We start from the raw sequence: 20,964 nt of genomic DNA on the forward strand, positions 1-20,964 counted from the left end.
ATAAATGCCTCACGATACAAAGCGATTTCTTACAAATTCTAAAAGTTCTAAGATACTTACTGAAATTATTAGTCAACTTGAAGGTTGTGAAGAGTTTGTTATAAGTGTTGCTTTTGTGACTTTAGGTGGAGTCATTTGCATTTTAGAGACTTTACGTCAATTAAATACTCAAGGAGTAAAGGGAAAAATCTTAACAGGATGTTATCTAAATTTTACAGAACCTAAAGCTCTTGAGAAGCTCATGGAATTTAATAATATCGAGTTAAAAGTTCTTAGTGATGATAATTTTCATGCCAAAGGTTTCTTTTTTCGTAATAAGGATAGTTGGCGAATAATTCTAGGTAGCTCAAACCTTACTCAGTCAGCACTTACAGTAAATAACGAATGGAATCTGCTTTTTGAAACTTCTAATAATGACTCAACAACGGAGCAAGTTTTAGCAGAGTTTGATTATCTTTTTGCTAAAGCCAAATATGCGAGGGATATTATTCAGGAATATAGCCAAATACATCAACAAATAAGTAGTAGTATTGCTACCTATAGGTTTATAGAGACTAAAATATCTCCTAATAAGGTTCAACAAGATGCACTTGAGAATTTAGATCGATTAAGACAGCAAGGCAAAAATAAAGCATTAATAATTAGCGCTACTGGGACTGGAAAAACTTTTTTAAGTGCTTTTGATGTGGCAAAAGTAAAGCCGAAAAGATGTTTATTTATAGTGCATCGTACAAATATTGCAATAAAGGCAAAAGAGACTTTTGAAAAAGTAATAAGAGATAAGACACTTGGTCTGTATACAGGAGAAGTTAAAGATCCTGCAGATTATCTATTTGCTACGGTGCAAACGCTAAAAAACCCTAAAACATTAGCAAGTTTTGAGACAAATGAGTTTGACTATATTATAGTTGATGAAGTTCATCATGCAGAAGCACAAAGTTATAAAAAAGTTTTATCACACTTTAAGCCAAAATTTTTACTTGGGATGACTGCTACTCCAGAGCGGAGTGATAATGCTGATATCTTCAAGCTTTTTGATTATAACATTGCTTATGAAATTAGGCTTCATCAGGCGTTAGAGTATAATTTTCTTTGTCCATTTCACTATTTTGCTATAGAGGATTTTTATTTAGAATCAGAACAGGTTTTTGCGAAGGATTTTTCTAAATTAATTAGTGACCAACGAGTTGAGCATATTATTGATAAAGCTAGTTTCTATGGTTATAGTGGCAAATCGCGATCAGCTTTAATGTTTGTTAGTAATGTTGATGAGGCAGTACAACTTGCGACTAAGCTTAGTCAAAGAGGTATCAAGGCTAAAGCTTTATCAAGTCAAGACTCAGAGCGTGTAAGGCAAGAAACTATCAGTGAGCTTGAGAGTAGGTTACTTGAGATTATTGTTACAGTTGATATTTTTAATGAGGGTATTGATATTCCATGTGTTAATCAGGTTATCCTTCTAAGACCTACTCAAAGCGCTATAGTCTATATACAGCAATTAGGGCGTGGACTGCGTAAGTATAAATCTAAAGACTTTGTTGTGATTCTTGATTTTATTGCAAATTATAACAACAATTTTCTTATTCCTGTGGCATTAAGTGGAGATAATAGTTATGACAAGGACGAGCTTAAAAAGTTTGTAGTTTCACCAAATAACTATTTAGCTGGTGAAAGCACAATTACCTTTAGTAATATTGCTAAGGAAATAATCTATAAAAATATCCAAAGGACAAACTTCTCACAACTAAAGAATATAAAAAAAGATTATGTTCAGTTAAAGAAGGAACTAGGCAGAATTCCTAGATTAGTAGAGTTTCAGCAGTATAACTTTATCTCACCAGAGGTTATTTTATCTACTAAAGATACTTACTACGATATTTTGCAAGCTTTTAAAGAAGATGTGGTGAGTTTAGATCAACGACAATACAATATTCTAAAATTTATTTCTAAAGAGTTTACTCCAGCAAAAAGGCTTTATGAGATTTTAACTTTAGAGGAGCTTTTGAAATCTAAAACTATGAGTAAAACTTGTTTAGAAGCAGTGTTACGTGATAGTTTAGTTGATTTTGATATTATAAGTTTTGCAAATGCACTAGAGCATTTGTCTTTGAGAATATTCACAGTAAATGCAGGTAGAGCAGATTATGAGCCTCTAATATCTGTAGATGGGCAAGAGATTAAGCTATTGATATCAGATGTTATTGATGAGAGTAGATTTTTGTATGAGCAAGTTAAAGATTTAATAGACTATAATAAAAAAGTTTTTTTTGAAAAATATAGTCTAAATAAGTCTCATGGACTATCGTTATACGCAAAATATTCTAAAAAAGAGATTGCTCATCTATTTAATCAAGATTATGCCAATGGAGGGGTTAATCTTGCTGGATATAGATCTTTTGAAGATAAAGTACTACTGTTTATGACATTTGATGAGAATAAAAAATTTGATATATATGATAATAAGTTTCTCTCAAAACAGACTTTTTCGTATTACTCAAAAAAAGGTAAGACTCTTGATGATCGTTTAGAAAAGGCACTTAGTCAAAATCAATATAAAAGCTATGTTTTTGCACGAGTAAATAAAGATAATAGTTATATTTATCTTGGTATAGTTGCTAAGTGTCTAGTTGCTAAAGAAATAATTGCTGAAAAAAAGTTTGTTGAGTATATCTTTGAGTTAGAAAAGCCTTTAACAAATGAAATTTGGCATTATTTTAAAGCTGTTTATAAAACCAAGATTTGATGCGTAATTAAATGATTTTTTATTTTTGTTTGTTATAATGGAAATTGAAGGAAGAACAAATTTGGAGAATCCTAATGGCATACAAAAAAGTTTTATTAGCTGTGAATGTTTATGAAAATGCAGACATCGTTATTAACTCTGCGGTAGATTTCGCTAAAAAGAACAATACAGAAGTTTTAAAGGTTGTTACAGTTATTGATTGTGTAGCTCCATTTGCACCATCTATAGTTGATTTTCAGCATTCGATAGAGCAAGAAGCAAAAGAAGCTCTAGATAAGCTTGTAGCTAAGATTTCAGATATCAATGTTGAACACGAAGTACTGGTTGGTAATCCGGCTGTTGAGATTGTTGATTATGCTGAAGAGAGTGACTGTGATGTGATCGTTTTAGGTTCTCATGCAACTCATGGTATAAATTTACTTCTAGGTTCAGTGGCGAATGCTGTTCTACATAAAGCAAAATGTGATGTGCTAACTGTGAGAGTTAGTGAGAATGAAAAAGAAGCAAGTAAAGCGCATAACTATCAAAGATTGCTTGTACCTACTGATCTTGAAAATGACTCATGTGTAGTGGTTGAAAAAGCAAAAGATATAGCAAAACTTTATGGTTCAAAGATTGATACTGCTTTTGTTATACCTAATGATAGCATTTCGCTAATGACGTATGAAACTGAGAAAGTTGAACATGCAATAGAGAAATTTGCTGAGAAAAATGGTATCACTGGAGAGAAGTCAGTAATGATAGGTGGTATCGCTAATAGTTTATTAGAAAAAGCAGCTGAGAATAAAAATGACTTGATCGTTGTGGGAAGTCACAGAAGAAGTGCTATTGGTAGATTTTTCTTAGGCTCTACAGCAAATAGCATCTTGCATGAAGCTAATGTCGATGTTTTAGTAGTTAGACTTAAATAATTACTATTTTCTCTTTTTTTCGTTACAGTTAAATTCTAAAAAAATTCATAAAAAGACTCAAAAAAGTGTATTTTTTTTGAAAAATATACTTAAATTAAAGAATCATGTAAAAAATAATATTATTTTTATGAAAAAACTATTAGTGCTTTTAGCAAGCTCAGCAGAGTGGTATGAGTTTACTGTATATTCATTCTGCGCAGCATATATTGGTGCAGCATTTTTCCCAGGTGATCATTTTATAAAGTTCTTAGCTGCCTTCGGGGCATTTGCTGCAGGATTTTTAGCGAGACCTCTTGGTGGTATAATATTTGGCTATATCGGAGATAAAAAAAGTCGCTCTACTGCTTTGGCATTAGCGGCATTTTTTATGGGGGTTCCTACTGTTGGAATGGCATTGTTACCATCGTATGCAACTATAGGTATTTTGGCTCCTTTACTATTAGTTGCTTTTAGAGTTTTGCAAGGTATAGCAATAGGCGGACAGTATAGTGGTTCAGTTGTTATTCTTGTTGAGGCAGAGTCAACATTATTTGGTAAGGCTAAAGCTGGTGTAAATGTTATAACTAGTGCTTTTGGCGGAATATTGTTAGCGATCGTAACTTTTCAAGTTATTAGGTACCTAATTCCAGATGAGACTATGGCAAATGGTGGCTGGAGAATACTTTTTGGGATAGCGATTATACTTGTTGTACTATCATTCTTTATCAAGCATAGTGGTGATGAAAAAGAACCTGAAAAATCAAATGTGAGTTTAACAAAAGTAATACTCAAAAATTATAAAAGCTTAATATATATGATTTTATTATGCTTTCCTGGTGCTGTTGTTGCTTATTTCCAGATTACAATCCTACCGAATATTATTAAGAAAATATTAGGTCATACGGATGTTAATGTCGCAGTATTGACAACTATTAGTATTATCATGTTTATTATTACATGTAATATTGCTGCTAGACTTACTAAGTATTTTAAAATAAAAACGATTACTGCATTTGGTCTTGTTTTGATGCTTATATTGTCATTACCAATGTATGCGCTATATAAGGCTAATAGTGATTTATTGATTGTCTTCTTTGTGACTATGGGAGCAATATTTGGAATATTCTATGGCAATATTATGGTGTTGTTTACAGAATGTTTGCCTAGAGAGATTCGTTATACTGGATTTGCTTTAGCTTATAATATTGGTTTTGGGGTGTTTGGTGGTTTATTGCCATTCTTATGTTTCTTCTTAGCTTACTCTATATCTGATTATATGGCTGTGGGTATGATTTGTATAAGTGCGATTGTTGGTTTGATAACGCTATATAAATTTGAGCCAGAAAATCTTAAAAAGTCTATAATAAACAATAACTAGTACTCAAAGAGTTTCTTTAAGGTAGTTGCTAATGAATTATTATTTTTTGAGTGAAAACTGTTTTATTTACAATATCAGTAATAAATTATCATTAGATGATAATCTCAAAATTTTAAATATCTATAAGTCTTTTATTAGAGATAGAGCTTTTTGTCATAAATATAGTATCTATGATATTGTTCCGACTTATAATTCAATAGCTTTTCATTTTGACTATATGGATATTGATTATTTACAAAATACTATTTTAGCTAGAATTGAATCTATAGATCTCAATGAAGCTATAGATTCAAAAACTCATTATATAGACGTAGATTATAATGGTGAAGACTTATCTAAAGTATCGCAAGTGTTAGAGTTAGATATTGCTGAGATTATCAAAAGACATACTCAAGTTGAATATCATATTGCGATGTTAGGCTTTAAACCATATTTCCCATACTTACTTGGCCTTGATAAAAGTTTAAGTGTGCCTCGTTTAGCGACTCCACGAAATAGAATAGCTGCGGGGTCTGTTGCAATTGGGGGCTCTCAAACAACAATTTTTCCTGAGCAGTCGCCGAGTGGTTGGAATATTATAGGAGCATCTGATTTTAGAGATTTTTCTAACTTTAGTGCTGGTGATAAGATAATTTTTAGGGAGAAGTGATGCTTTTGATAAATTGTGACTTAGGAGAGAGAGGCGTTGCTCATCCTATTGATGATAAGTTAGTCGGATATATAGATATTGCAAATATCGCTTGTGGCGGTCATGCGGGTAATAAAGAAAGTGTTGATTATTATGTGAAGCTATGCCGAGATTGCAATGTCAAAATTACAGCACATATTTCCTACCCTGATAGGGAAAACTTTGGTAGAAAAGTTATAGACATTGATTATGATACTTTATGTTCGTCTTTTGATGAGCAGTTTGCACTTTTTGATGGAGAGATTAAAGCTATTAAACCGCATGGAGCATTATATAATGAGCTAAATGTTAATCACGAGCTAGCAAAAATCTTTGTTGAATGGTGTCTTAAGAATGATATCAAAGAGTTGGTGGTTAGTCCTTTTGGTATAGTTGCAGAGTATGCTAAAGAAAAGAGTATAAAAACTATTAAAGAAAGCTTTGCAGAGAGAGGGTATATGCTAGATAGTATTAATAATCCTATGCTAATACCACGAGGTCAGCCAAATGCAGAGATTCATGATGTGGTAGAGGCAATTAAGCAATATAATCAGCTTAAACAAGGATTTATTACTATAGATGATCAAAATATTTTGTTTGAGTCACAAACTATATGTATACATTCTGATAGTAAGATAGCTTTAGAATTAGCACAGCAATTACATAAGAGTAGAGACTAAAGTTATGGAGAATATCTTTTCGACTAAAGGAGGATTGTTTTTTGCTGTTTCATTGCGAGAGTGTGGCAACCAAGACAAAGGAGTATCTCCCAAAGGTGCTCAAGATCAATTAAGCTTTATGACAGCTTATAATATCTTTAACAAGCCTACAGATTTTCAAGCTACTGAAATGATTTATCCCACCGAGATTGTGGCAGTTGATGATATATTGATTTATCTGTGTGGGGCTAGCTATCAAGATACTTTTATCGATGAAAATTTATGTGTAAATTATAATCAAGTCTTTGAGCTTAATAGAGGACAAAAGTTAGAGTTCAAAGGTTCAAAGAAAGGTTTTCGCACAATAGTTTTTGCAGTAAAAAAACAATCACAAACCATTGAGTTGATTGGCAAACAGAGATCATCAGGATTGGAAGGTTATATAAACCAAAATTATCGTCATAGTTTCATAAGAGTAATCAAAGGACCTGAGTATGATATTTTAAAAGATAGTGTTTTTTTTGAAAATACCTGGACTATTTCAACAAACTCAAGTCAGATGGGGTTACCTTTAGAGGGAGCTTCTCTTGATACACAAAAAATTGAAATGATCTCTCAACCTGTGACGGATGGTACAGTACAGCTAGCTCCAAGTGGTCCGATAGTGTTGTTACGACACCGACAAACAGTAGGGGGATATCCACGGATTGCAAATGTTATTGAAGCAGATATTAATAAATTATCACAATATATACCAGGATCTAAAATAAGGTTTAAGTTAGTTTTGCTAGAAGAGGCTTATGAAGAGAACTTTATACTTAAAAGACTTCTCAATCAAAATATCAGCTGATATTACTACTCTTTAAATGCTTTGTAATTAAGTATATTATTCTCAGAGAAATCAAAAAATGTAAGGTATTGTGCTCGTGATAAAAAAATATTCCCGAAGCAAGTACGAGTTTATAAAGCTACAGTTATTCTAAGTATTCTTTTGGGCTATGTATATAATATCCCACTTATTATAAAATTTTTCCAAGATGTTGCTCAAGATAGTACATTTAGCTTATAGTTTGTATTAGCTGTTTTGCAGTTTGTTTCATAGCTTTTTTTCTGATTTTTAATCTGATTAACTTTCACTATATATTTAAACCACTAATGATTATTCTAATTGTAATTAGAGCAATTGTTTTTTACTCTGAGATGTTGGAATTACTTTTACTTATGGTGTGGTTGAGAGTATTTTTGATACAAATACTCATGAGGCACCATCCTATTTATCTATTGGAAGTATTGCTAGTTTTATATTTTTGGATGTTTTGCCGATAGCTATACTTCTTAGAGCGAAAATAATATATCCAAAGTTTAGTAAGAGTGCTTTGATTAGAATTGCTAATATCATATGGACTTTAATATTAGTTGTAATGATTTTAATTACAAATGTAAAAACTACTTTTCTATTCTTTAGAAATCATAATGAGTTAGGTGACTATCCAAATCCAATAATATATGTGGGTATTTCTTCAGCAATTATTGCAGAGAAGTTTATTCCGCCTTTACCGTACCAGCCAATTGGTGATGGTGCAAAAGAAGTTAGAAATGCCGATAAACTAAATCTAATGGTATTTGTCTTAGGCGAGACAGCGAGAATGCAGAATTATCAGTATAATGGATATGATAGAGATACAAACTCTTACACTAAAGATCTTGGAGTTATTGCATTACAAGATGTAGCATCATGTGGCACTTATACAGCATTATCTGTACCTTGTATGCTATCTAATATGCTAAGAGTTGACTACAATGCAAGACAAGTTACTGCTAGAGATGTATTAGATATCATGAAAAAAGCAGGTCTAGATGTTACTTGGTATAATAATGGATATGATTGTAGATATACCGGAGTATGTAAGCGAATAGAAAATATCTATATAAATACTAGTGACTGTAAAGGTAATAGTGCTGGTGGATTCTGTTATGACTCAGTATTACTAAAAGAGCTAAAAGAGAATCTTGCAAAAAATGATGATGGTAAAAGTAAGGTAATTGTTTTACATTTAGTTGGGAGCCATGGACCAACTTATTATCAGCGTTATCCTACAGAGTTCAAACAGTTTACTCCAACATGTGATCAGGGTGATATAAATGCTTGTAGTAGAGAAAAATTAGTAAATACTTACGGATAATACTATACTGTATATTGACTGTATATTATCAAAAGTTATTGATACTTTAGATAGCAAAGAAGTTACTACTAAATATATGATAGCAATGGATTATGTAGTTCTCTAAAGACTTCTTAAAAGATAATAAGCTTGATAAAGCTTGTTTAGTTAAAGAAGCTGAGAGAGAAGACACTTTAAGATAATGTTTTTGACTCATTCTTAGGACTTATGAATATCAAGACAGTAGTATATAGTCCAAGGCTAAATATTTTTGTAAACTATGGAGATAGTGGGTAGATTAGATGTTAAATAAGCCTAAATATACACTTTTTAAAAATACTTCATATGCACTAAGTGGCTTAGTAGATATTTTCAAAAGTGAAAGATCTTTTCGTCTGCAGTTACTTCTTTTTATAATTTTGACAGTGACTATTTGGGTATTGCCTTTTAGTATAGTTTCAAAGTTTATTTTACAGATTGTATCAATGTTGCCAATTTATGCAGAGATTATAAATAGTGCTATTGAAAGAGTAGTTGATTTAGTTACAACTGACTATCACATACTAGCAAAGAAAGCTAAAGATGCAGGTTCAGCTTTGGTTTTTGTATCTTTTGTAATAGAGCTAATTGTTTGGATTATGATTATTTATCTGAATTTTTATTATTAGAGTTGTACAAAAGTTTAATAAATAAAGTATTTATTTTTTTGCATATTTATTATAGAGTATTAGCTTTTTTTATAAAAAAAGCTTGGCTTTTAGAATCAAGGGTTCGACATTATATTTTAGGGCTGCCGCAAAAGCAATGCTTTTTTAGATATATTTTTTAAAGTGATTTCTTGTTGCTATTCTTTATTTTTTTGTTGTAGACTTTGAGTGTTAAAATAAATATTGAATAAGTAGTTAGGGAGATTATATAAATGCTACGTAAACTTGTTAAAAGTTTGATTCCTAGTCAGGATAAGATTTTTTTTGATTTGATGATAGAAGCGACTGAGGCTGTAGAAGACTCCGCTAGAATTCTTGACAAACTTGTTAAAGAGGAAGATAACTTAACGATATCTGAGCTATCAGAAGAGCTAAGATTGACAAGAACTGTAACTGTTGAAGTAGCTAACAAAATGGACCATGAGCTAGCTCGCTATTTTGTAACTCCTGTGGATAGGGTGGAACTACACAACATTACTACTTTACTTCTAAAATTAAATAGAAGAATTGTCAAAATTCATAGATATATGCAGATATTGATGGAAGAAGAGCGCGGTAATGTAAATATATATTTAGCTAATAGTGTTGAGACATTACGTAAAATGACAAAAGTACTTGATGATATGATGAAAGCTTTTGTTAGTGGCGATAATAAAGAACTTAAAAATTTTTATATTAGAATTACAGCATTGGATGAAAATGTGCTTGAAGAGTTAGGCCATGCGCTTAAGAAATTCTCTCATTATGATGAGGGAGATATAATATTTATCATGAAAGTTAAAGATATTTATAAAGCTATAGAAAGTGCTATATCTACATGTACGTCTGTAGCAGAGTCAATTATGAGATTGTATGTAAAAGAAGTCTAACGAACAAGGGTAAATATAAAGATGATTACATCAGTGCTTATAGCCATCATCGTAATAGCATTGTTTTTTGAGTTTACAAATGGTTTTCATGATGCAGCAAATGTGGTTGCAACACCAATTGCAACAAAATCATTAACACCTTATCAAGCAATTGGACTAGCAGCATTTTTTAATTTTTTAGGTGCTTTTTTTGGAACAGCTGTTGCTGCAACAATATCAAAAGGTTTAGTTGATACAAGTGTTGTTACTGATATTGTTCTAATATCAGCATTACTTGGTGCAATTAGCTGGAACTTCTTTACTTGGAGCTTTGGTATTCCATCAAGTTCATCACATGCTTTGATAGGATCATTGGTTGGTGCGGTGATTATTAGCGCAAGTTATCAGGATGTTAATTATGTTACTGTAGTTCATAAAGTATTGATTCCAATGATAAGTTCACCTATTATGGCATTCTTTTTAGCTTTGATAATATGTATTATTTTGCTGAATATTTTCATGCGATTTTTTATGGTTAGAACTACAAATAAATACATAAGAGAAATGCAGGTACTATCTACTAGCTTATTGTCTTTTTCTCATGGTTCTAACGATGCTCAGAAAACCATGTCTATAATAACTCTAGCATTATTGAGCGCAGGGATTGTACAAACTACGCAGGTTCCTAATTGGGTTATTATCTTATGTGGTGTTGCGATGGGCTTAGGAACGCTATCAGGAGGTAAAAAGATAATTAAGACTCTAAGTGCAAAGTTATCAAAACTAGAGCCTGTTAACGCTGTTTCTGCAGAACTAAGCTCAGGTATATTGGTTTTGGGAGCTTCACATATCGGTTTGCCAGTCAGTACTACTCAAGTGGCATCAGGTTCTATTATGGGTGCAGGATATGCCGATGCTGGTGTGAATTGGAAAGTTGTTAGAAAAATGGCAACAGCTTGGATTTTGACAATCCCTGCTTGTATAGTTGTCACTAGTGTTATATACATGATTCTTTTTAAAATTTTTGGATCTTTCTAAGAGCTAATTACTATAAATATCTTTTTTTAATAAATAAAAAGCCTATAATTCAAAGCAATTAAACTTACTACCTAATACTTAAATGCAAACAAAGATCAATAAGTTTATGGTTTATCTTCATTGGACCACGGTTATCTTGATATTTCTAGCTTTTTTATCAATAGAGTTTAGAAGTATATTGGGTAAACACTCTGTATTTCATGATGTTATGAAAACATCTCACTTATATATTGGTTTTTTGGTTCTGTTTATCACTATTTTAAGGTTAGCTATCAGAAAATTTGTAAGTTTTCCATTTATAGGACAACGACTTGAGTATAATAGATTTAGGGCTGTAGTAGCTAATTTAGTACACTCATTTTTATATTTTTGGTTAATTATTATGCCAATATTAGGTTGGTGTTTGATAAGTGCAAAAGGAACCTATGTTATTCCTTTTGGTTTACCAGCTATTACAGATGTACTCTCAAGAGATAGTATAGTTAGGCTCAAAGAAATCCATGAAGTTTTTGCATATATTGGGTTAGCTGTAATATTTATTCATGCAACAGTAGCAATTACAGAGCATTATATCATTCGTAGTAGAAAAGCTTAAAATCTACTGATATTGGACTTGTATTTTTTTGATACCTTCTCTAACAATTTTTAGAAGCTCGTCTTTATATTTAGAGTGCTTGTATATAAGTATCAAATGAGACTCTAAAGGAAAATCTATTTCAAAGCCCTCTATTTTGACAACATCTTCACATTCCTTAAGGACAGCATCATAATAAAATTTTGGCATAAAGCCAATAGTATTTTCACTCATCAATAAGTTAGCTTTTTGGATCTCGTTATCAACTGTAAACTTAATTTTATCAAGATTAAATTTGTAGCTTTTATTATCATGCTTAAATTCATTTGTACCTTGAGAAAAGTCATATCTGTTAAATACTAGAGGAGCTTCAAGAACCTTCTCTGGATTATTATGTAGATCTTTTACAAACTCTTTATTTCCGTATAAGTATGCAGGTAATTTTACAGCATCTACAGATGTACAAACTATCCAATCATCTAAATCAAGAAACTCAAGATGTTTATTAAATATCTGTATAACATTGTAAGAGTCAAATTGAAACTGACTACCATTAATATTATCTGCTTGATAGCTATCTAAAGCAAAGTTAAATGCATCATTGTTAATTTGTTGTATCTGTGGCAATGCTAGATCAATTATTATCTTGATAAATAGTGGAGTACCAAGAACCTTGATAGATTGACGTTGTCTAAAACCACTTTGTTTAACATTATGAATAGTATTCTCTAGATCTGTAACCAGTTTGTTACAAGAATGAAAATATTTCATCCCATCACTAGTTGGAGATATACGATTTTGTACATTTCGAATTAATTTTAGATCAAGGTATTTTTCTAGAGCATCTATTTTATTCTTTATAGTGTTTAATTCTACAGAATAATATTTTTTAACAGAACTATAAGACCCTAATTCCACTAATTTAAGAAAGTAACGCGTTGCTTCTATTATATCTTTGTTAATACCACTCATCTTATGTATAAAAAATTAATAATAAGGTTATAGTTATAATATCACTATGAGTAGTATTACAGAAGTATTAAAAGGAGGTGACAAAACTTTCGGGAGATTCTCTTTCCGTACGATAGTTATTTACGGCTGCGCTAGTATCTTCATAACCAATTGCTATACCGCATAGTAAAGTATAATCATCAAATCCTTGTAGTTCTTTTTTGACTATATCTGGATAGTGTCCTAAAGATGCTTGTGGACATGTGGCAAGTCCTAGGTCAATAGCAGCTAATAATATTGATTGGATAAGCATTCCGCAGTCCATATAGCCACTAATCCCTGTATCCGGATGTTTAAATATAAATATAGCTGAAGGTGAATCAAATGATAAATAGTTTTTTTTCCATTGTTCGATACGTCTTTCTTTATCCTCTCTAGCGATACCTAGAGCATTGTATAAATCATGGCCACATTTAACAGCACGTTCTTTGAGTTCTCCTTCTAATGGACTATTACCATCATACCCATACTCCATCCTTGGAGGTTCGCGATTATCGCATGCAGAGAGTATCTTATTCATCAAGTCTTTCTTCTTTTCACCGCTTACTATAGCAATTTTCCATGGTTGGGTGTTTTTACTTGATGGTGTCCATCTTACGGCCTCAAAAAGCTTTTCTAATATCTTTTTATCTATAGGAATATCAAGAAATTCTCTAACGCATTTACGATTTTTAATAGCTTGTAATGTTTGCATAAATTCTGACCGTTACAAATTTAGATTCGTATCTATGTGGATAATACTTTATTTTTTTGTTCTTACAAAGTCAAACTTATTAACCAAGTTAAGCTGATAAGAGCTTGACAAATAATAGTCTTATTTGTATATTATCAAACTCTCTATTTTTGAGTCTGGATAAAATAGTAGTTTTAATAAAAAAGGAGGGTAAATATGAAATTAGCGCAAGTATTTGCAAAAAAAGTTTCTTTAGCTAAAACTCTTAGTTCGAAACCTCAAGGTTTTCAAGCTACCCCAAAGAGTGTCGAAGAAAAGAAAATTAAAAAATGATTTTTACTATCAAAGCTATATAATAGTTCCTAAGCACTAGAAAAGGAGATAAGAAAGTGTTTACGAAGAAAATGGCTTTCACTTATTTTATTACAGTTATATTGATTTTTAATTCTGGCTGGATTGACAGTATAGTTCTTTACAACTCTTTTGGTGCCAGTGTGGCGGTTATGTCTGGTAACTTGAGGATTTTAGGACATAGTATTGCTGGATCTGACTGGGTATTTATGTACAAGGTTGCGATACTCGTTTTTGGCTTTATAGTTGGCGCGGCTATAAATGGTGTCATTATGAAAACTGATGCTTATGTTATCTCAGAGGATCATACTAAGACACTAGTCCTACAAAGTGCAGTAATGCTTACAGGTACATTACTGATAGATATCTTTAGTAATCATCGTGTTATTGATGATTTATTTTTGGCTATGGCAATGGGTATGCAGAATAGTTTCACTACGCTGTTTTTTGGAGGTTTTGCTCGAACAACTCATATGACAGGTACAACTACTGACTTGGGTATTGAAATTGGTAGGGCTTTACGAGGCAAAACAGATAATTTATGGAAAATACCATTTTTTGCTGTATGTATGACAATGTTCGTGGTCGGCAATGCTGTAGGTGTTATTTGGGTTGAGATTACAGGAGAGTATTTTACTTTGATGCTTTTCCCTTCAGTTATATTACCAATTTTTGTAGGTATCGTGATTCTACTAACCTATAATATGAAGGTTAAAAATCATAGTCTTTAGTTTAACGTTGGTAGCAAATTAAAAGAGCTCAGAATCTGTAGAGCGATAATTGCAATTGCAATAAGCACGATTAATATAGCTATTATAGAAGAACTAGCTAGAGCTTTTTGCTTACGATAGTTTATAACCCATAGCATCATAACAGGTAAAGCAACCTGAAGTACAGCAACAAAAATACTTGCATAGCCAAGAGCGGTTTTAAAGCCGTCTGGATAAGCGATTGCATAGATATAAGCTGGTAAGAATGTTATCACAAAGGCAAGGATTTTATGTTTGTGTAAATTCTCAGCTATTCTGTAAGTATTTCTATTAAAATCAAAAAGTCCTAACGCAACTCCAAGAAAAGATGTTGCTAAGGCAAAGAAGCCAAATAAAAAAGATATTGTCGAGATATATCCAGAGCTAGTACTGAAGTGATCAATAATAACGGATGTGATTTCACCAGATTGCTTACCTAGAATGCCAGTAGGTGTTGCAACAGGAAGTGAACCAAGGGTAGCAAAAATCCATAATAGATAAACTATCAACGGTATTGTGCTACCAATTATAATAGCTTGGCGTAGAGATCTTCTATTTGATCCTACATAGGTTCTCAACGTAGGGATTATATGATGAAATCCAAATGAAGTTAGAAGTATGGGAAATGCTGCCCAAATAAAATTAGGATTTTTGATCTGATAACTTAGATGATCAACAGAAATATGTGGGATAAGAACCGCAACTAGTAGTAAAAATGCTAAAAGCTTGCCTGTAAACATAATTTTGTTTACATGATCAACTAGTCTTGTACTAACGTATATAAACACACCTAGTATCAATATAAAAATAATCCCAGTGAGTTTTTCTGAAATATTAAAGCCTAGACTTCCTAGGGTTGTTGAAATTAAATATCCGCCACCGACAGTATATGCAGCTACTAGAGAATACAGCAATAAGATATAACAAATCCAAACTATACCAACACCAACAGGACCTAAGGTTTGTTTTGTCATTTCTACAAAATTAGCGCCATCTTCCATTTTTAGGTTAACTTCTGCCAATATTAGAGCCGTAAAAGTCATCAAAGCCCAGATACAAATAATTAAAATAGAACCTATAAAAAAGCCACAGCTCGCTACAGTTGCAGGAATTGCTAACATCCCAGCACCAATACATGTGCCGGATATAATCATTGCTGCGCCAAATTTTCTTGATAAAAACATATTAGATTGTATAAAAAACTGGAATTTTAAATCCCAACTCTACCATTTAAAGCTTATAATATATTTATTATAGCCGATAAGATTGTTATTTCTACAAAATGGATAGTATGAAGGATAAAATTAGGCAAGCTTTGGTTGAGCTCGATATTCTAGCAACAGAAGAGCAGATTGAGCAATGGCTAGAGTATTTAAAACTTCTTGAGAAGTGGAATAAGGTTTATAATATGACTGCTATTAAGAAGATTGATGATATGTTAGTTAAGCACTTATTCGATAGTCTCGCTGTAGCCAAGTATATCAAAGGTAGCTCAACGGTCGATGTTGGTACTGGAGGAGGATTACCAGGAGTGGTTTTGGCGATACTATATCCGCAACATCAGTTTACTCTGGTTGATAGTGTTGGCAAAAAAATCATGTTTCTCAAAAATGTCAAAAAAAGCTTGGGCTTGGATAATATTAATCCATTAAATATACGCATTGAAAACTTAGATGGGAGTTTTGATAATATTATTTCACGTGCATTTAGCTCAGTTGATACATTTTATGAATTGTGTAAGCATTTCTTAACTAGAGATAATCAAATGTTAGCTATGAAAGGTCCGGATCTAGAAGAGCAGAACTTAGTATCTTTGCCGTTGGATATTGAAAAGCATAGTATAAAAGTTCCTTTTTTGGATGCTGAGAGAAACCTTATTGTAATGAGAAAAAAATAATGATTGATAAAGAATTTATTAAAAACTCATATACTAATATCATCAAAAATATAGATTCAAGAGCTAGATTACTAGCTGTAAGTAAGTATCAGTCTATCGAGAAAATAGAATATTTAGCAAGTCTTGGACAGTTAGATTTTGGCGAAAATTATTTTCAAGAGTTAGAGCAGAAGGCTCAGCAATTACCAGATCTAAAATGGCACTTTATTGGTTCACTGCAATCACGTAAAATAAAGCATATTGTCAGGTATGCTGATTCGATTCAAAGTGTAGAGAAAATAGAGCATCTTGAGAAAATAAGTAAAGCCGCTATTAATGAAAATAAGCATATAGATGTTTTTTTACAGATAAATATAGATGATGATTTTAATAAATCTGGTTTTAAATCAACTCAGTTAGATGATGTTATTGAAGTTATAGTTAAAGCGAAAAAATTCAGTAATCTAAAGGTGGTTGGACTAATGTGTATACCTGCAAAATCAAACTCTCCAGAAAAGAGCTTTGCAAAAATGAAGGTATTTTTTGACATTATTAATGCTAGTTTAGCTAATGAGTTAAAATTATCGAGACTGTCAATGGGAATGAGTGCTGATTATAAATTAGCTATACAGTATTGCAGTACAGATGTTAGGATTGGGAGTAGCCTTTTTGGTATTAGAAAATAAGATTAATTCGTATTATAGTATTTGTTTTGATACTACTAAATTTACAAATTCTTTAACTTTGGGCTGAACAAATTTATTTTTAGGATAGTAAATATAAATATCTTGATGATCCAAAAATTCATCTTTGAGTAGTTCAACAAGTTTACCATTTTGTATTTCATCTTTTACAATATATTCATGAAACTGAGCGATTCCAAGATCATTTAAGACACACTCTTTCATAAACTCCATGTTATTTGCAGATAAATCAGAAGGTAGTATTTGAGGATTTACCTTGTTTTTTTTAATATTTACAAGTGCAGTTGTTCTAGATTTATGGGGAATATATTTATGGTTTGTTAAATCAGATAGGCTAGAAGGGATGCCATTAAGTTGTAAATATATAGGGCTTGCACATAATACATATCTTGTTGTAGCTATTTTACGAGCAATAATATCTTCAGGAGGAGTCCAATTAACACCTAGAGTTATATCCGTTTCTTGAGTCTTAAAGTTAGGCATTCTCTCTTCAATATTTACTTCAATTTTAACCTTACTAAATCTCTCAGAGTATTCTTTGATAAGACCTATTAGAACACTCTTAGCAAAAAATGAGGAAGTATTTATTTTTAGGGTGCCTGATGGTTCGCTATGAAAAGATTCTGCTAAATCACGAATGTTTTCAATTTCATTTTGCAGTGTTTTACAATATTCAAATAAGAGCTTACCTTCATGTGTCAAAGAAAGTCTACGGGTTGTTCTAATGAGTAGATCAACTTTGAGTTCTTTTTCTAACTGTTTAATAGTATGACTTACAGCAGCTTTTGTTATGCCAAGAGCATTCGCGGTATTTGTAAAGCTTCCATAAGTTACCAACTTATAAAATATTTCAAAAAAATTGATGGGTATATTTTTCTTATTCTTAATTGTCAAATTTTACTAAACATAAGTTTACTGGTGATTATATTGTAAAATATATTTTTTGATTTACTATAGTCGTAGTTAAATTTTTTAATAAAAAAGGATTGGTTATGAAAAACTATAAAGTCATACTCTTGCTTAGTTATATAAGTATCGCAAGTGCATCGGCGGTAATTATAAATCCTGCTTTACCTTATATTGCTACACAACTAGACTTAGCTGCTGGAACGGTTGAGTGGTTAGTAAGTATATTTTTAGTCGGCTATGTAATGGGCCAGATAATATATGGTCCATTAGCTAAGCGTTATGGAGATGTTAATACTCTAAGGATAGGTCTTCTAATAAATATAGTTGGTATCATAATATGTTTGTTTGGTGGATATATATTATCAATGTCTATATTACTAGTGGGTAGGTTTATAACGGCAATAGGATCCTCTGCGGGTTTGGTTTGTACCTTTATCATATTAAATAATTCTGTTGAGTCTAGTAGGGCTAAGATAGCATTATCTTTTGCAACGATATCTTTTGCATTATCTGTAAGTTTAGCTGTCTTAATTGGAGGAGTAATTAGTACTTATACTAATTGGAATTATTGTTTTTATGTATTGCTTATCCATGGATTGGTTATGTTAGGTTGTAGCTTTATGTATCAAAATAATAAAGATCTCGGTTATATACTAAATATTACTAATATTTTAAAGGGCTATAGTGATGCTCTTAGCAATAAAAAATTGATAATTTTTGCTCTTACCATTGGTGTTATGACAGTGTTTAGTTACTGTTATTCTACAGCTAGCCCATTTATTACACATCAAATGTTTGGTTTTAGTAGTGCTCAATATGGTTTATGGAATACTATGACTATAGTGGGTATTTTAGTAGGCTCTTTTATGGTTGCTAGAATTATTAATAAATACACTAGTGAAAGTATACTTATAATTGCTCTAATAGTACTTATTGTGTTGTTTATATTGCTTGCTCTACTATATTTTTTGGGAGCTGTTACACCAATTGTGTTTTTTGGGTTAGCAACATTGATGTATTTTGTCGCTAACTTTATTTACCCAGCTGCATCTCATTTAGCATCTAATGCCATAGAATGTCGAGCAAATGCTTCTAGCGCAATGAATTTTGTAAATATGTTAACTGCTGTGATAGGTGTTACAATTATGGGATATATTCCTCTTGCATATATGTGGAGCTTTATATTAATTTGTTTGGTATTACCATTAGTTTGTCTGTTATTGATTTTCGCAACTGTCTCGAAGTCTGCATAAAAAATAAAATTGTAGCTATTCTCTAGCTATCAAAAATCTAATATAGTAAAATTTTCTTTAATAGATAAGCTCAGTGAAAGTCATGACTTCTTTAGATAAGATTAATAGTTATTTTGAAAGTAGCATCCAAGCAAAAATTGAAACAGCTAATGTGCTGCCTCCAGCTATTGCACAGGCTGCAAAAGCTATGGTATCTTGCCTAGAAAACGGTGGTAAGATCTTGGTGTGTGGCAATGGCGGTTCAGCTGCTATAGCCCAGCATTTCACATCTAAACTTTTGAATCATTTTGACATGGAGAGGCCTCCTCTTCCTGCGATAGCATTAACAGCTGATGTTGCAACTATTACAGCTATTGGAGATCACTATGGTTTTGCTCATGTTTTTTCTAAACAAGTAGCGGCGCTAGGTAATGAGGATGATATCTTATTGGTAATCTCAGCTAATGGTGATTCACAGAATATTATAAATGCTGTTGAAGAAGCTCATGATCTAGACATGAAAGTTGTAGCATTAACCGGTGCAAATGGTGGTAGGTTACAAACTATGTATAATCCAGACGATATCGAGTTAAGAGTTCCTTCTGATAATGTAGCAAATATTCAAGAGAATCATTTCCTTATAATTCATTGCTTGTGTGATATTATAGATCAGAAATTATTCGTAGGCTTAGAAGATTAATTATAATGATATTGAAATCTGTATTAAAGAATTTGTGTATTGTTTCATTTTTCCTAAGCCTATCTGCTTGTGGAGTTTTTATTGAGCCTTATACAGCGCCTGTACCTCAAGGTAAAGAGATCAAGAATAAAAAACTTTTTGATATCAAGCCTAATATGACTAAAGGCGAGGTTGTTTATATATTAGGTTCGCCAGATATTATCGATACTTTTAATCCAAACCAGTACATTTATATAAATACATATAAAAAACACATGACAGATACTGATTTTAGTGAGTCAAAGCTTATACTCACCTTTAATAACCAAGATAGGCTAATAGGTATATCTGGTAACTACGCTCCACCAACTGATGAACCTGTGTTTTAATTATTATTCTAAACCAAAATAAAACTCAGTATTGGTTTCATTTACGATTACACGATAATCTATAGACACATCAGAATCATTACATAAAGATTTCAAATCATTCAATAGAATTTGTCCTAATTTTTTTCGTAGCACTGAGCTTCTACCAGGAAGAATGTTTGCCTCAATTTGAATAAAAGCATCAAAATTACTTAAATCATTACCAATTAAATAATTCTTACATGGGTATATAAGAGTTCTACATGTATGTATATCTGTATTAATAACTTCAACAAGTGTAGAGTGTAGGTCTCTACAAAAGTCATCTAATTTATCCGAGATTTTAATATTATCTGTATAGTGAATTTTAATTGTAGGCATAAAATAACCAATCTTCTGTTAGTATAGAAAATAATAACACAAGTGAAAGGAATATATATTATAGAAGAAACTTGATAAAAAAGAAATAATTAAGCAGCTGTAGAAAGAGCTTTGATTTTAGCACTTAAACGAGACTTATGTCTAGCAGCCTTGTTCTTGTGGATTAGACCTTTAGAAGCGTATTTGTCTAAAATAGGAACTACTTTTGCGAAGTTCTCTTTAGCAGCTTCAACATCACCTTTCTCGATCGCATAAGCAGCTTTCTTTAGGAAAGTTCTCATCATAGAACGACGCGCAACGTTATGTTGACGATTTCTTTCAGCTTGAATAATTCTCTTTTTTGCTTGTTTTGAGTTAGCCAATTT

The 20,964-nt window shown here is 31.8% G+C and carries 23 protein-coding genes; 17 read left to right on the forward strand and 6 right to left on the reverse strand.

Annotated elements, in window-relative coordinates:
- Positions 1-4: 4 nt before the first annotated feature.
- The 11 genes from ACKTR7_RS07050 (at position 5) to ACKTR7_RS07100 (ending at position 11,687) form a co-directional block, all read left to right on the forward strand.
- The gene (locus tag ACKTR7_RS07050; RefSeq protein WP_407877647.1) at positions 5-2,743 is read left to right on the forward strand and encodes a DUF3427 domain-containing protein; all 2,739 of its coding nucleotides are present in this window, start codon (positions 5-7) and stop codon (positions 2,741-2,743) included.
- 74 nt (positions 2,744-2,817) lie between these two features.
- Entirely contained in the window at positions 2,818-3,654 is an 837-nt protein-coding gene (locus ACKTR7_RS07055) for a universal stress protein (RefSeq protein WP_407877648.1), read from the forward strand.
- 127 nt (positions 3,655-3,781) lie between these two features.
- Positions 3,782-5,011 carry an MFS transporter gene (locus ACKTR7_RS07060; RefSeq protein WP_407877649.1) on the forward strand — a complete coding sequence of 410 codons (1,230 nt, stop codon included), beginning with the start codon at positions 3,782-3,784 and terminating at the stop codon, positions 5,009-5,011.
- A 31-nt stretch (positions 5,012-5,042) separates the two neighbouring features.
- Positions 5,043-5,660, forward strand: coding sequence for a 5-oxoprolinase subunit B family protein (locus ACKTR7_RS07065; protein WP_407877650.1), 618 nt, complete (start codon positions 5,043-5,045; stop codon positions 5,658-5,660).
- Positions 5,660-6,358, forward strand: coding sequence for a 5-oxoprolinase subunit PxpA (locus ACKTR7_RS07070; protein ID WP_407877651.1), 699 nt, complete (start codon positions 5,660-5,662; stop codon positions 6,356-6,358). The genes ACKTR7_RS07065 and ACKTR7_RS07070 overlap by 1 nt, the downstream gene beginning before the upstream one ends.
- 4 nt (positions 6,359-6,362) lie before the next feature.
- Positions 6,363-7,187 (forward strand): 5-oxoprolinase subunit C family protein, encoded by an 825-nt coding sequence (locus ACKTR7_RS07075; RefSeq protein WP_407877652.1) that lies wholly within the window; start codon positions 6,363-6,365, stop codon positions 7,185-7,187.
- 376 nt (positions 7,188-7,563) lie between these two features.
- Positions 7,564-8,520, forward strand: coding sequence for a phosphoethanolamine transferase (locus tag ACKTR7_RS07080; RefSeq protein ID WP_407877653.1), 957 nt, complete (start codon positions 7,564-7,566; stop codon positions 8,518-8,520).
- Between the two features lie 281 nt (positions 8,521-8,801).
- Positions 8,802-9,167 carry a diacylglycerol kinase gene (locus ACKTR7_RS07085; protein ID WP_407877654.1) on the forward strand — a complete coding sequence of 122 codons (366 nt, stop codon included), beginning with the start codon at positions 8,802-8,804 and terminating at the stop codon, positions 9,165-9,167.
- Positions 9,168-9,418: 251 nt separating this feature from the next.
- Entirely contained in the window at positions 9,419-10,075 is a 657-nt protein-coding gene (locus tag ACKTR7_RS07090; RefSeq protein ID WP_004286766.1) for a hypothetical protein, read from the forward strand.
- Between the two features lie 21 nt (positions 10,076-10,096).
- A complete protein-coding gene (locus ACKTR7_RS07095; RefSeq protein ID WP_407877655.1) occupies positions 10,097-11,092 on the forward strand; it encodes an inorganic phosphate transporter in 996 nt (331 codons plus the stop codon).
- Between the two features lie 82 nt (positions 11,093-11,174).
- On the forward strand, positions 11,175-11,687 hold the full coding sequence (locus tag ACKTR7_RS07100) for a cytochrome b (RefSeq protein ID WP_407877656.1): 513 nt from the start codon (positions 11,175-11,177) through the stop codon (positions 11,685-11,687).
- A gap of 3 nt (positions 11,688-11,690) precedes the next feature.
- On the opposite strand, the gene ACKTR7_RS07105 is transcribed toward ACKTR7_RS07100, so the two are convergent.
- Both ACKTR7_RS07105 and ACKTR7_RS07110 read right to left on the reverse strand, forming a co-directional pair.
- Positions 11,691-12,638 (reverse strand): LysR family transcriptional regulator, encoded by a 948-nt coding sequence (locus ACKTR7_RS07105; RefSeq protein ID WP_044525384.1) that lies wholly within the window; start codon positions 12,636-12,638, stop codon positions 11,691-11,693.
- Positions 12,639-12,705: 67 nt separating this feature from the next.
- Positions 12,706-13,371 (reverse strand): nitroreductase, encoded by a 666-nt coding sequence (locus ACKTR7_RS07110; protein WP_407877657.1) that lies wholly within the window; start codon positions 13,369-13,371, stop codon positions 12,706-12,708.
- A gap of 368 nt (positions 13,372-13,739) precedes the next feature.
- Here ACKTR7_RS07110 and ACKTR7_RS07115 point away from each other — a divergent pair, with 368 nt between their 5' ends.
- Positions 13,740-14,432: a YoaK family protein gene (locus ACKTR7_RS07115; RefSeq protein ID WP_035737397.1), complete on the forward strand. Its 693-nt coding sequence runs from the start codon at positions 13,740-13,742 to the stop codon at positions 14,430-14,432.
- Here ACKTR7_RS07115 and ACKTR7_RS07120 read toward each other — a convergent pair.
- Positions 14,429-15,634 (reverse strand): amino acid permease, encoded by a 1,206-nt coding sequence (locus ACKTR7_RS07120; RefSeq protein WP_407877658.1) that lies wholly within the window; start codon positions 15,632-15,634, stop codon positions 14,429-14,431. The genes ACKTR7_RS07115 and ACKTR7_RS07120 overlap by 4 nt on opposite strands.
- 98 nt (positions 15,635-15,732) lie before the next feature.
- Here ACKTR7_RS07120 and rsmG point away from each other — a divergent pair, with 98 nt between their 5' ends.
- Positions 15,733-16,347: a 16S rRNA (guanine(527)-N(7))-methyltransferase RsmG gene (gene rsmG, locus ACKTR7_RS07125; protein ID WP_407877659.1), complete on the forward strand. Its 615-nt coding sequence runs from the start codon at positions 15,733-15,735 to the stop codon at positions 16,345-16,347.
- A complete protein-coding gene (locus tag ACKTR7_RS07130) occupies positions 16,347-17,012 on the forward strand; it encodes a YggS family pyridoxal phosphate-dependent enzyme (protein WP_407877660.1) in 666 nt (221 codons plus the stop codon). Before rsmG ends, ACKTR7_RS07130 begins: the two co-directional genes overlap by 1 nt.
- Before the next feature lie 12 nt (positions 17,013-17,024).
- Here the strand turns inward: ACKTR7_RS07130 and ACKTR7_RS07135 are convergent, their stop codons facing one another.
- Complete coding sequence (locus ACKTR7_RS07135; RefSeq protein WP_407877721.1) at positions 17,025-17,918, reverse strand: LysR family transcriptional regulator; 894 nt, start codon at positions 17,916-17,918, stop codon at positions 17,025-17,027.
- 104 nt (positions 17,919-18,022) lie between these two features.
- On the opposite strand from ACKTR7_RS07135, the gene ACKTR7_RS07140 reads away from it, so the two are divergent.
- The 3 genes from ACKTR7_RS07140 to ACKTR7_RS07150 all read left to right on the forward strand — a co-directional run bounded on the left by ACKTR7_RS07140 (position 18,023) and on the right by ACKTR7_RS07150 (position 20,239).
- Positions 18,023-19,192, forward strand: coding sequence for an MFS transporter (locus tag ACKTR7_RS07140; protein WP_407877661.1), 1,170 nt, complete (start codon positions 18,023-18,025; stop codon positions 19,190-19,192).
- Between the two features lie 82 nt (positions 19,193-19,274).
- Positions 19,275-19,871, forward strand: a complete 597-nt coding sequence (locus tag ACKTR7_RS07145; protein WP_044525391.1) for a D-sedoheptulose-7-phosphate isomerase — start codon at positions 19,275-19,277, stop codon at positions 19,869-19,871.
- A 5-nt stretch (positions 19,872-19,876) separates the two neighbouring features.
- Positions 19,877-20,239: an outer membrane protein assembly factor BamE gene (locus tag ACKTR7_RS07150; RefSeq protein WP_407877662.1), complete on the forward strand. Its 363-nt coding sequence runs from the start codon at positions 19,877-19,879 to the stop codon at positions 20,237-20,239.
- A gap of 3 nt (positions 20,240-20,242) precedes the next feature.
- Here the strand turns inward: ACKTR7_RS07150 and ACKTR7_RS07155 are convergent, their stop codons facing one another.
- Positions 20,243-20,599 (reverse strand): 5-carboxymethyl-2-hydroxymuconate Delta-isomerase, encoded by a 357-nt coding sequence (locus ACKTR7_RS07155; protein WP_407877663.1) that lies wholly within the window; start codon positions 20,597-20,599, stop codon positions 20,243-20,245.
- A gap of 89 nt (positions 20,600-20,688) precedes the next feature.
- Complete coding sequence (gene rpsT, locus ACKTR7_RS07160) at positions 20,689-20,961, reverse strand: 30S ribosomal protein S20 (RefSeq protein ID WP_004286750.1); 273 nt, start codon at positions 20,959-20,961, stop codon at positions 20,689-20,691.
- Positions 20,962-20,964 lie beyond the last annotated feature (3 nt).

This window comes from Francisella sciaenopsi, assembly GCF_045862875.1.
GTDB lineage: Bacteria > Pseudomonadota > Gammaproteobacteria > Francisellales > Francisellaceae > Francisella > Francisella sciaenopsi.

Excerpts from the sequence above, each read along its gene's own strand:
- ACKTR7_RS07075 (WP_407877652.1), top strand. The coding sequence starts at position 6,363 with ATGGAGAATATCTTTTCGACTAAAGGAGGATTGTTTTTTGCTGTTTCA.
- ACKTR7_RS07110 (WP_407877657.1), bottom strand. The coding sequence starts at position 13,371 with ATGCAAACATTACAAGCTATTAAAAATCGTAAATGCGTTAGAGAATTT.
- ACKTR7_RS07095 (WP_407877655.1), top strand. The coding sequence starts at position 10,097 with ATGATTACATCAGTGCTTATAGCCATCATCGTAATAGCATTGTTTTTT.
- ACKTR7_RS07070 (WP_407877651.1), top strand. The coding sequence starts at position 5,660 with ATGCTTTTGATAAATTGTGACTTAGGAGAGAGAGGCGTTGCTCATCCT.
- rsmG (WP_407877659.1), top strand. The coding sequence starts at position 15,733 with ATGGATAGTATGAAGGATAAAATTAGGCAAGCTTTGGTTGAGCTCGAT.
- ACKTR7_RS07100 (WP_407877656.1), top strand. The coding sequence starts at position 11,175 with ATGCAAACAAAGATCAATAAGTTTATGGTTTATCTTCATTGGACCACG.
- ACKTR7_RS07150 (WP_407877662.1), top strand. The coding sequence starts at position 19,877 with ATGATATTGAAATCTGTATTAAAGAATTTGTGTATTGTTTCATTTTTC.
- ACKTR7_RS07065 (WP_407877650.1), top strand. The coding sequence starts at position 5,043 with ATGAATTATTATTTTTTGAGTGAAAACTGTTTTATTTACAATATCAGT.
- ACKTR7_RS07085 (WP_407877654.1), top strand. The coding sequence starts at position 8,802 with ATGTTAAATAAGCCTAAATATACACTTTTTAAAAATACTTCATATGCA.
- ACKTR7_RS07120 (WP_407877658.1), bottom strand. The coding sequence starts at position 15,634 with ATGTTTTTATCAAGAAAATTTGGCGCAGCAATGATTATATCCGGCACA.
- ACKTR7_RS07155 (WP_407877663.1), bottom strand. The coding sequence starts at position 20,599 with ATGCCTACAATTAAAATTCACTATACAGATAATATTAAAATCTCGGAT.
- ACKTR7_RS07060 (WP_407877649.1), top strand. The coding sequence starts at position 3,782 with ATGAAAAAACTATTAGTGCTTTTAGCAAGCTCAGCAGAGTGGTATGAG.
- ACKTR7_RS07050 (WP_407877647.1), top strand. The coding sequence starts at position 5 with ATGCCTCACGATACAAAGCGATTTCTTACAAATTCTAAAAGTTCTAAG.
- ACKTR7_RS07130 (WP_407877660.1), top strand. The coding sequence starts at position 16,347 with ATGATTGATAAAGAATTTATTAAAAACTCATATACTAATATCATCAAA.
- ACKTR7_RS07140 (WP_407877661.1), top strand. The coding sequence starts at position 18,023 with ATGAAAAACTATAAAGTCATACTCTTGCTTAGTTATATAAGTATCGCA.
- ACKTR7_RS07105 (WP_044525384.1), bottom strand. The coding sequence starts at position 12,638 with ATGAGTGGTATTAACAAAGATATAATAGAAGCAACGCGTTACTTTCTT.
- ACKTR7_RS07055 (WP_407877648.1), top strand. The coding sequence starts at position 2,818 with ATGGCATACAAAAAAGTTTTATTAGCTGTGAATGTTTATGAAAATGCA.
- ACKTR7_RS07145 (WP_044525391.1), top strand. The coding sequence starts at position 19,275 with ATGACTTCTTTAGATAAGATTAATAGTTATTTTGAAAGTAGCATCCAA.
- ACKTR7_RS07090 (WP_004286766.1), top strand. The coding sequence starts at position 9,419 with ATGCTACGTAAACTTGTTAAAAGTTTGATTCCTAGTCAGGATAAGATT.